The organism is Nostoc sp. 2RC, assembly GCF_014222165.1.
Taxonomy (GTDB): Bacteria; Cyanobacteriota; Cyanobacteriia; order Cyanobacteriales; family Nostocaceae; genus Nostoc; species Nostoc linckia.
Genome location: NZ_JACKZU010000339.1, coordinates 1 through 9,074 on the forward strand (window position 1 = coordinate 1; position 9,074 = coordinate 9,074).

Below are 9,074 nucleotides of genomic sequence, written 5' to 3' on the forward strand. Positions count from 1 at the left end.
GAGAATAACTAAGACCCAATTCCCAGTCCCCAATCCCCAATCCCCAGTCCCCATTCCCCAGTCCCCATTATGGAACAACCGAAAGTTATTTTTTTAGATGCTGTGGGCACACTGTTTGATGTCAAAGGCAGTGTGGGTGAAGTTTATAGTCAAATAGCTGAGGAATTCGGCGTTACGGTTTCCCCTGAAACATTAAATAAAACCTTTATCCAAAGTTTTAAAGCTTCGCCACCGCCCATATTTCCAGATGCAGAATTGCAAGATATTCCCCAGCGTGAATTTGATTGGTGGAAGATAATTGCCTTGAATACTTTTGAAAGTGCAGGAGTTCTCAAGCAATTTTCTGACTTTTCGGCTTTTTTTAGCGAACTTTACATTCACTTTGGAACTGGCGAACCTTGGTTTGTCTATCCTGATGTCCTACCAGCTTTAATTAATTGGCGACAGTTGGGAATTAGTTTAGGAGTTTTGTCTAATTTTGACTCTCGAATTTATTCTGTATTGCAAAGTTTGGGATTGAGAGAGTTTTTTAGTTCTATAACTATTTCTACCCAGGTGCGTGCAGCTAAACCCGATCCGGAAATTTTTGCTATTGCTTTAAAGAAACATAAATGTCCTCCAGAAGGCGCATGGCATGTTGGCGATAGCATCGTCGATGACTATTATGGAGCCAAAGCCGCTGGTTTGAGAGCTGTTTGGATTAACCGTAGGAAATGATTGAGATGCGACCAAGGAAAATTAAACAGGACTTACGGGAAATCATGAAAAAACAAACTGCAAAGGACGCATAGACACATTAGCGAAGCGGTAGCGACGTTCGCGCAGCGTCTCGCAGAGAAGGAGCGTCAGTAGCTTCCCGCAGGGTAGGACACAAAGAAATAAGAGTTTCAGAGAATTTTTGCGTAAATCCTATTAAATCTATGGACTTTACAACTCCTAATTTCAGTATCCAAACTAGATAAGCGATCGTGCAAAATAAGTTATTTATTTAGGCAAGGAAACTCTTAAGGAATACAGCGATTTCTGTTGGATAAAAAGGCGAACTTCAGATATTCAGCGATAAAGCCAGATATTCAAAAATAGGCTTGAGATAAATATTTTTGCTCCCCTTGCCTCCTAATACGGTTCGGGGAAAGAGGTTTCAAATACATCCTTTACCCCTTACCCCTTAACCTTTTCCCAGACCACAACGGAAGTTCATAGTGCTTATCCGAACCGTATTGCCCTGCCTCCCCTGCCTCCCACTCACTACTCCCTTATTCCCCATGCTGACCTAACACTCGTATGATCGAGATATCAGCAAAACATAACAACCAGGTTTTTACAGTCAAACATGGGCAATATTTGGGAAATCGATTTTTACTCTCGTCCGATTTTGGACGACAATCAAAAAAAAGTTTGGGAAGTCTTAGTCTGTGAAAGTCCTTTGGATGTCAATAAACAAGCAGATTCTTTGTTTCGCTATGCTCAATATTGCCCCAGTAGCCAGGTAAATTCGGGCTGGTTGCGGACTGCATTGCAAGAAGCTATTAACCAAGCTGGAAAAGCGCCAATTAAAATTCGCTTTTTCCGCCGCCAAATGAACAATATGATTACGAAAGCTTGCCAAGATTTGGGAATTCCCGCCCAGCCAAGCCGCCGTACTTTAATTCTCAACCAATGGTTACAACAGCGGATGCAGGACGTGTATCCTCAAGAACCAGGGTATCAAGGAGGTACTAATCCCTCTGTCCGGTTAGAGAAACCTTTGCCGCAACGTTTACCAGATGCTTTGGAAGGACAGCAGTGGGTATTTGTGAGCTTAGCTGCCGAGGATTTGGCAGAAATGTCAGAGTGGGAAATTAGCTTTGGAGAAGCTTTCCCGCTAGAGTTGGCACAAGTATCACCTGAAACCCGTATTCCTGGTGTTTTATTTTTCTCACCTAGAGCCTTACCGTTGGCGGGTTGGATGTCTGGTTTAGAGTTGGCTTTTTTGAGAGTTGACACCAATCAAGAGACGAAATTGCTTTTAGAAACTGGTGTGAGTGAAAGCTGGATTGTGGCAAACATCAAAAAGCCTCAAACTTTAGCAGAAGCTAAAGGTTTTGAAGAAGCCAAGCAAAAAGCCAATGGAGTGCATTTTCTGGGCGTACAGTCCAATCCCCAAGCGGAATCATTTGCTGGTTTTTGGCTGTTGCAAGAGGTTAGTCTTTGAAAATGGGGAATGGGGAGTGGGGCATAGGGCATAGGGCATAGCGCATTGAGAGTGTTGACTGATGACTGTTGACTAAGGAATTATTATTCTCTTCTGCCCCTCAGACCATCTCCCTCATCCTCCTCATCTCCCCATACCCCATGCCTCATGCCCAATGCCCAATGCCCCTTGCCCAATGCCCAAAAATTGCGATCGCATAAGAAACGTTGAGACATGACAATGATTTGGGATAATTATCTGCGTCTATCAGCGTCGATCTGTGGTTGAAAATTGCAATTGCAAAAAGGGGCTGATGATTTTTTGGATAATTATCTGCGTCTGTTGGCGTTGATATGCGGTTCAAAATCCACAATTCACTAAGGGTCATGGGTTCTGAAAATTTGTCAAAAGATACACTAGCAGAAGAACTGCTGGAACTAGCGATCAAATCTGGTGCGGAAGCAGCTGAGGTGTATCAATCACACTCTCTTTCTCGTCCAGTTTTTTTTGAGGCAAACCGACTCAAGCAGCTAGAAACCAGCCAATCTGAAGGTACAGCGCTGCGGCTTTGGCGAAATGGGCGTCCAGGACTAACGGTGGCTTACGGTTCTGTCCCAGCCCAAGTGATGGTGGAAAAAGCTTTGGCTTTGAGCCAACTAAATCAGCCGGAAGCAGTGGAGTTAGGCTCTAATTTTCAGCCATCTTACCCAGATTTAGGGGAAAGTGTGCCAATAGAGGTGATGGTGGATTGGGGCAAGGAAGCCATCGCCCTTATCCGCGATGCCTATCCTGATGTTGTCTGCAATGGTGATTGGGAATGTGATGTTGAAACCACCAGGCTAGTCAATACTAAAGGTTTAGATTGCCACTACACTGACACCACCCTCAGTTGCTATATCTCGGCGGAATGGGTGCGGGGTGATGATTTTTTAAGTGTTTCTGATGGTCAAACCCAGCGCGGAGAACTTCATCCAGACAAATTGGCTAACCAAATTTTACAGCGATTAATTTGGGCAAAAGAAAATGTTTCATCTCCCAATCGCCGCGTCCCAGTTTTGTTTACTTCTAAAGCCGCCGATATGCTTTGGGGTACTGTGCAAGCAGCTTTGAATGGTAAACGAGTTTTAGAAGCAGCTTCACCTTGGGCAGAACGCTTGGGTAACCTAGTCATAGCACCAAGCCTCACCGTCTACCAAGATCCCCAAGCCGGCCCTTACAGTTGCCCTTTTGATGATGAAGGCACTCCGACTCAATTTTTAGTATTTATCCAAAACGGAACTTTAGAGAATTTCTATGGCGATCGCACCACCGGTCAGCAATTAAATACTCACACCATTGGAAATGGTTTTCGCCCTAGTTTAGGCAGCTATCCCACCCCTGGTTTATTTAATTTTCTCATCCAACCAGGATCGTTATCGCTACAAGAGTTGATTGAACAGTTGGATGATGGCTTAATCGTGGATCAAATGTTGGGTAATGGCGGCAGTATTTCTGGAGATTTTTCCATCAACGTTGATTTAGGCTACCGCGTCCAAAATGGTCATGTAATTGGACGCGTTAAGGATACTATGGTGGCAGGTAATGTCTACGCAGCTCTCAAGCAATCAGTGACACTCGGCAACGATGCTGATTGGAATGGTTCTTGTTATACTCCATCTCTCATAGTGGAAGGATTATCTACCACTGGGAGAAGTAATTAAATGGGGAATGGGGAATGGGAAAGGGGTAAGGGGGAAAGGTTAAATTTATCCGTTTACCCTTTACCCTTTACCCTTTCCCCTATCTCCACTGCTCCCCTGCTCCCCAATCCCTATTCCCCAATCCTTTATGTCTCATCCTATCCTCAATCAGCGCTTTCGCACTTGGTGGCAGCCTAGAAGAGGTTTGGCGATCGCTGAAGCTTGTGTTATCGGTTTGGTTGCGGCTTTATCTGCGGTGTTGCTGAAAGTGGGTTCGGGATGGCTGGGGACGTGGCGAGTCCAAAGTACTAGACTGTTACCTGTATGGCTGGCACTGCCGATGGTTGGTCTTGTGCTGGGGTTTGTGGCTGGTACTTTGGTGGAAAGGTTGGCACCAGAGGCTTCTGGTAGCGGTATCCCCCAAGTTAAAGCCAGTCTGGCTAATGTACCCATCAGGTTATCTTGGCGTGTGGCTGGTGTAAAGTTACTCAGTGCCATCGTTGCTATCGGTTCGGGTATGACTCTGGGACGCCAAGGCCCCACTGTGCAAGTGGGGGCTGGTTTGGCAGCAGGGATGAGTCGGTGGGTTCCCACTTCTCCAGATCATCGGCGGCAAATGATTGCAGCGGGGGCGGGGGCGGGTTTGGCGGCTGCTTTTAATGCCCCCATTGCTGGTGTTTTATTTATCGTGGAAGAGTTACTCCACGATTTGTCGGGGCTGACTCTGGGAACTGCGATTATCGCTTCCTTTATTGGTGGGGTGATATCCCGGCTTTTAGGTGGTGGCAGTTTCGATTTGAACCTGCAATTGGTGGAATCTACTAGTCAATTTTCTATCCCTGAAATTCCTTTTTTCCTGGTGTTGGGTATTTTGGCGGGTTTATTCGGTGCATTATTTAATCGGGGAATTATATTTAGTATTAAATGTTATCAACGATTGCATATTAGTTTACCGCTACGGGTGGCTTTGGCTGGATTTATCTCTGGTGTTGTGGTGGCAATGCTACCAGCTTCTTTCCGGGATAATACTGGTTTAAGAGAATATGTCATGACTGGAGTAGCCCATCCCTCGGTAGCAGCGATCGCTTTTGGGGCACAATTCATCCTTACACTGGTAGCATTTGGTTCAGGAGCGCCGGGGGGTTTATTCGCTCCTAGTCTGATTTTGGGTTCTTGTTTGGGACACATCATTGGAGTGTTTGAGTTCTACATCACGGGAGGAGGTTCCCCCACTACTTATGCTCTGGCGGGTATGGGTGGATTTTTTAGTGCTGTCTCTAAGGTGCCAATCACAGCAATTGTGATTGTGTTTGAGATGACTACAGATTTCAATCTGGTACTACCTTTGATGATTGTTTGTGTAGCAGCTTACTTGGTTGCAGATAAGGTGATACCTGGTTCCCTTTACGAGAAACTTTTGGAATTGAAAGGTATTACTCTCAGCCAAGAAATTGCTGTGGAGGGAGCATTAACTAAGTTAACTGCCAAAGATGTGATGCAAGAACGGGTGGAAACTCTGGACGCAGAGATGAGCTTAGAAGAAGTTATGCAAGCTTTTAGCCGTTCCCATCATCGGGGTTTTCCCGTAGTAGAAGCTAATAAATTAGTAGGAATTGTCACGCAAACAGATTTGCTAAAAATTCGCGAACGCAATTTAGCCAACGATATTTCTTTAAAAGAAATTATGACGCCTGTCCCAATGACAGTAACACCAATCCACAGCTTGAGCAATGTTTTGTATTTACTCGATCGCTATCAAATCAGTCGCTTACCAGTGGTGGATGGACGAAAACTCATTGGGATTATTACCCGTGCAGATATCATTCGGGCGGAAGCAGATCATCTCAATGGTGATGACAGAAAACCGAAACTGCGTCCAGAACCTTCTTATGTAGTTTATCAAACGCGATCGCCCAGCATTGGTAGAGGTAGATTATTAGTACCCATAGCTAACCCGGAAACAGCAGGTATATTGTTGCAAATGGCAACAGCCATTGCCCGCGATCGCCATTATGAAATAGAGTGCATACAAGTAATACTAGTATCGCGCCACAGTTCTCCATCAGAAACACAAGTAAGAACAGCCAAAAGTCGTCGTCTCCTCCGTAAAGCAGAAGTCTTAGCAAAAAAGTGGCGAATTCCCCTGCACACACAAATTCGAGTTACCCACGATGTCGCCCAGGCAATTTTAGAGGCAATTAACGAACAACACATTGACCTACTATTAATGGGGTGGAAAGGTAACACATCTACTCCAGGACGCATTTTCGGCAACGTTGTAGACACCATAATTCGCCAAGCCACTTGCGAAGTAGTTTTAGTCAAGTTAGGCAAAACTCACCAAGATGCAGGGACAAACAGACGCAAAGACAACAGGAATTTATCACAAACACTCTCCGCGTCACCGCGTCCCCCACTCTCCGCGTCTCCTTCCTCTCCCCACTCCTTTAACAGCTGGTTAGTTCCGATGGCTGGCGGCCCTAATTCACAAGTAGCGATTAAATTACTCCCGGCTTTAGTCACCTTGGGGAATAACCCCAAAATTCGTCTGACACAGGTGTTTAAACCATCCCAGTTGCAGCCAAACATGGCAGTTTTAGAAAATGCCATACGTGAGTTAATGCGCCGCCGCAAATTATCTAATACTGTTGTTGGTGTACCAGTACAAGCTAATTCAGTTGCCGAAGGTGTGATTAAATTAGTGAAAACTGAAGGTTATGATGTCGTAGTTTTGGGAGCCTCCCGCGAGGGATTGTTGCAGCAGGCAATTCAAGGTAATATTCCAGAAGCCATCGCCTCTGGTGTAGAAAGTACAGTAATTCTCGTCAGAAGTGCAATTAGTAGTTAAATGGCAATAGGCTAATCAGGGTTTGAGCCTAGTTTGTTTTGATTTACATAGTTACCGTATTTAATTGCTTGAATTAGTGATAGAAGACACCAATAATCAGAGTAAAAATTATTGGTATTAAGATTGGGATAGCAACTACAAGTCCCCACTTGCCAAACTTAATTTCTTCACCCTCAGATTTTAAAAACGCAATCCAGCCTACAACTCCCATCAAAACCCAAATAAAACCAAAAACCAGAAATATAACAAACACTGAATCTTGCATTTTTCAAACTACATAAGTAGAATGGTGTAAATAATTAAAGGTTTGTAGTAAGGACTTTAGTCCTTACTACGAACTAAATGCCAAGCTTTTTACATTCATTTACATAGTTTGGTTTTTTCAAATCGTTCTACATAATTATTTTCTGAAATTTTCACCAATCTAAGCTAATAGTAAGTGGCACTCCTTGTTTCAATCCACGTTTTTAAGTGTGGGTGTCTTCTGGCTTCTGTCTTCTGACTTCTGCCTTCTGAACTGTTACCCCGACCTTATTTTCTACTAAACCAAATAAGTTGGCTAATCTGGTGCGAAACTGGCTAAATTCATAAGCTTCAAGAGTTTTTTGTCGCAGATATTCTGGCTGATAAACCACTGAATTAGAGTAATTACCTTGCAAGATTTGAATGAGCTTGTCAGCAATTTCTTCGATGTTATCGGGGTCAACTAAACATCCCAATTTACCTTGGGCTAATGGGTCTACAGAACCATCTTGATTACCAGCCAATACGGGTTTGCCACAAGCTAAGGCTTCGAGATAAACAATACCAAATCCTTCTCCTTTACTAGGCATAGCAAAAACATCGCAGAGATTGTAATGAGCGCGCAATTCTTCATCTGGAACAAATCCAGCAATGGTAATGGAATCTTCCAGGTTTAAGCTGTTAACTAAAGCTTTAATTCTAGGTAAGTCATCTCCTTTACCTACAAGAATGAAGCGAACATCTGGAATTTGCGATCGCACTTTCACTAATGCATGAATAATTTGGTCATAGCCCTTATATTTTGCCATGCGTCCCAGGCGGGTGACGGTGAGAATTACAGGCTGGTTATCTTTTAAATTGTAGCGTTTGAGTAATTCAGTAGGTTTTGGTTTTATTTGAAATTGTTTAGCATCAAATGTATTTGGTAAAACTACTATTTTTTGAGAATCAATATCTGTTTCTGCAAGCAAGCGCTGGCGAGTGTAGTTACTAGCGCTAATAATTCTGTCTGCTTTTTTTAAGGCTAATTTTGTAATTTTGTTATCAATTTCCCACACTTCTAAGCCGTGAGCAACTACCCAATATGGAATTCCTGTTATTAGTTTGAGAACATAACAAGCGGTGGCATAGTTGACATGGGTTGAGATAACTATGGTAGGACGTTGCCAAATACCCAAAATGATTATTTGGATGGCAAGTAAAAGAGTTTGAAATAATCTTGGTAAATGTCCGAAATAATGAAATTTGGTTACATCTAAAAATTGTAAATTTCGCTCTTGTTTTAAATTGTGTTTATCGTATTTGAGAAATACATCATAATTAACTTCTGGATATAAATCTTGTAATGCTTTCAGCAAAAATATTGAATAAACTTGAATACCACCCTTAAAACCAAATATATTGGGAAATATTAAGTGGAAATGATATTTTTTTCTCATTTTTGTGTTCAGCATTGCAACTAATTTAACCTGTGAGCTAAGATGACAAAATTATTAAATTTCAGAACTAAGCAGTGGAGTCAGAGATTCCATTTGGGAATTTGACGACACAATTTTCCTCGAATTGATGGCTGCTGCTAGAAAATAAAATTCAATAGTTGTAAAGGTATAATCTTCGGCAAAAAAATCTGGTAATTGAGATGCTAAAAACATCATAATTGGAGCGATCGCCACAGGATTAGCATGTTTAACTTTCGATGCAATTATCACTAAAAAGTTAACAAAAATGAATAATCCCGGAACTCCTTCTTCTGCTAGCACATTTAAAAATATATTGTGTGCGTGAAAACCTTTAGGGCCAAAAACTTTGGTTCCTATATGTTCTGCAAAAACTCCTACACCTATACCAGTAAGTGGTCTTTTAATAGTTTCAATAATCGCTGCTTTCCAAAGGGCAAATCTTGACAAAGCTGTTCCCACAGGACTAGGAAGTACAATATCACTCGGACTGCTGGAAAATAAATTAATTAATGGAAATATCTTACTATCTCCTAAACCGATTCTATATGTAGATACTGGTATAGTCAGAATACACAAAAGCCATAAACTTAAAATAATAATCATCTTTTTGAAATCAATAATTTTATATATTAATAAAATTATTAAACCAAAAATAAAAATTAGCCAAGCGT

The 9,074-nt window shown here is 42.3% G+C and carries 7 protein-coding genes; 4 read left to right on the plus strand and 3 right to left on the minus strand.

Features of this window, described 5'->3' with window-relative positions; all coding sequences use genetic code 11:
* Nucleotides 1-69: 69 nt before the first annotated feature.
* Nucleotides 70-717, plus strand: coding sequence for an HAD family hydrolase (locus tag GNE10_RS27405; protein ID WP_099069695.1), 648 nt, complete (start codon nt 70-72; stop codon nt 715-717).
* Between the two features lie 616 nt (nt 718-1,333).
* Entirely contained in the window at nt 1,334-2,194 is an 861-nt protein-coding gene (locus GNE10_RS27410; RefSeq protein WP_185568710.1) for a Tab2/Atab2 family RNA-binding protein, read from the plus strand.
* 83 nt (nt 2,195-2,277) lie between these two features.
* On the opposite strand, the gene GNE10_RS36225 is transcribed toward GNE10_RS27410, so the two are convergent.
* Nucleotides 2,278-2,409 carry a hypothetical protein gene (locus GNE10_RS36225; RefSeq protein WP_260447058.1) on the minus strand — a complete coding sequence of 44 codons (132 nt, stop codon included), beginning with the start codon at nt 2,407-2,409 and terminating at the stop codon, nt 2,278-2,280.
* A 150-nt stretch (nt 2,410-2,559) separates the two neighbouring features.
* On the opposite strand from GNE10_RS36225, the gene GNE10_RS27415 reads away from it, so the two are divergent.
* On the plus strand, nt 2,560-3,873 hold the full coding sequence (locus GNE10_RS27415; RefSeq protein WP_185568712.1) for a TldD/PmbA family protein: 1,314 nt from the start codon (nt 2,560-2,562) through the stop codon (nt 3,871-3,873).
* 127 nt (nt 3,874-4,000) lie between these two features.
* Complete coding sequence (locus GNE10_RS27420) at nt 4,001-6,700, plus strand: chloride channel protein (RefSeq protein ID WP_185568715.1); 2,700 nt, start codon at nt 4,001-4,003, stop codon at nt 6,698-6,700.
* 467 nt (nt 6,701-7,167) lie between these two features.
* Here GNE10_RS27420 and GNE10_RS27425 read toward each other — a convergent pair whose 3' ends face one another.
* Nucleotides 7,168-8,382, minus strand: a complete 1,215-nt coding sequence (locus tag GNE10_RS27425; RefSeq protein ID WP_185568721.1) for a glycosyltransferase — start codon at nt 8,380-8,382, stop codon at nt 7,168-7,170.
* Nucleotides 8,383-8,436: 54 nt separating this feature from the next.
* The coding region (locus tag GNE10_RS27430; RefSeq protein ID WP_185568718.1) for an O-antigen ligase at nt 8,437-9,074 on the minus strand (638 nt) is incomplete at its 5' end.

Excerpts from the sequence above, each read along its gene's own strand:
- GNE10_RS27405 (WP_099069695.1), top strand. The coding sequence starts at position 70 with ATGGAACAACCGAAAGTTATTTTTTTAGATGCTGTGGGCACACTGTTT.
- GNE10_RS27425 (WP_185568721.1), bottom strand. The coding sequence starts at position 8,382 with ATGAGAAAAAAATATCATTTCCACTTAATATTTCCCAATATATTTGGT.
- GNE10_RS27410 (WP_185568710.1), top strand. The coding sequence starts at position 1,334 with ATGGGCAATATTTGGGAAATCGATTTTTACTCTCGTCCGATTTTGGAC.
- GNE10_RS27415 (WP_185568712.1), top strand. The coding sequence starts at position 2,560 with ATGGGTTCTGAAAATTTGTCAAAAGATACACTAGCAGAAGAACTGCTG.
- GNE10_RS27420 (WP_185568715.1), top strand. The coding sequence starts at position 4,001 with ATGTCTCATCCTATCCTCAATCAGCGCTTTCGCACTTGGTGGCAGCCT.
- GNE10_RS36225 (WP_260447058.1), bottom strand. The coding sequence starts at position 2,409 with ATGTCTCAACGTTTCTTATGCGATCGCAATTTTTGGGCATTGGGCAAG.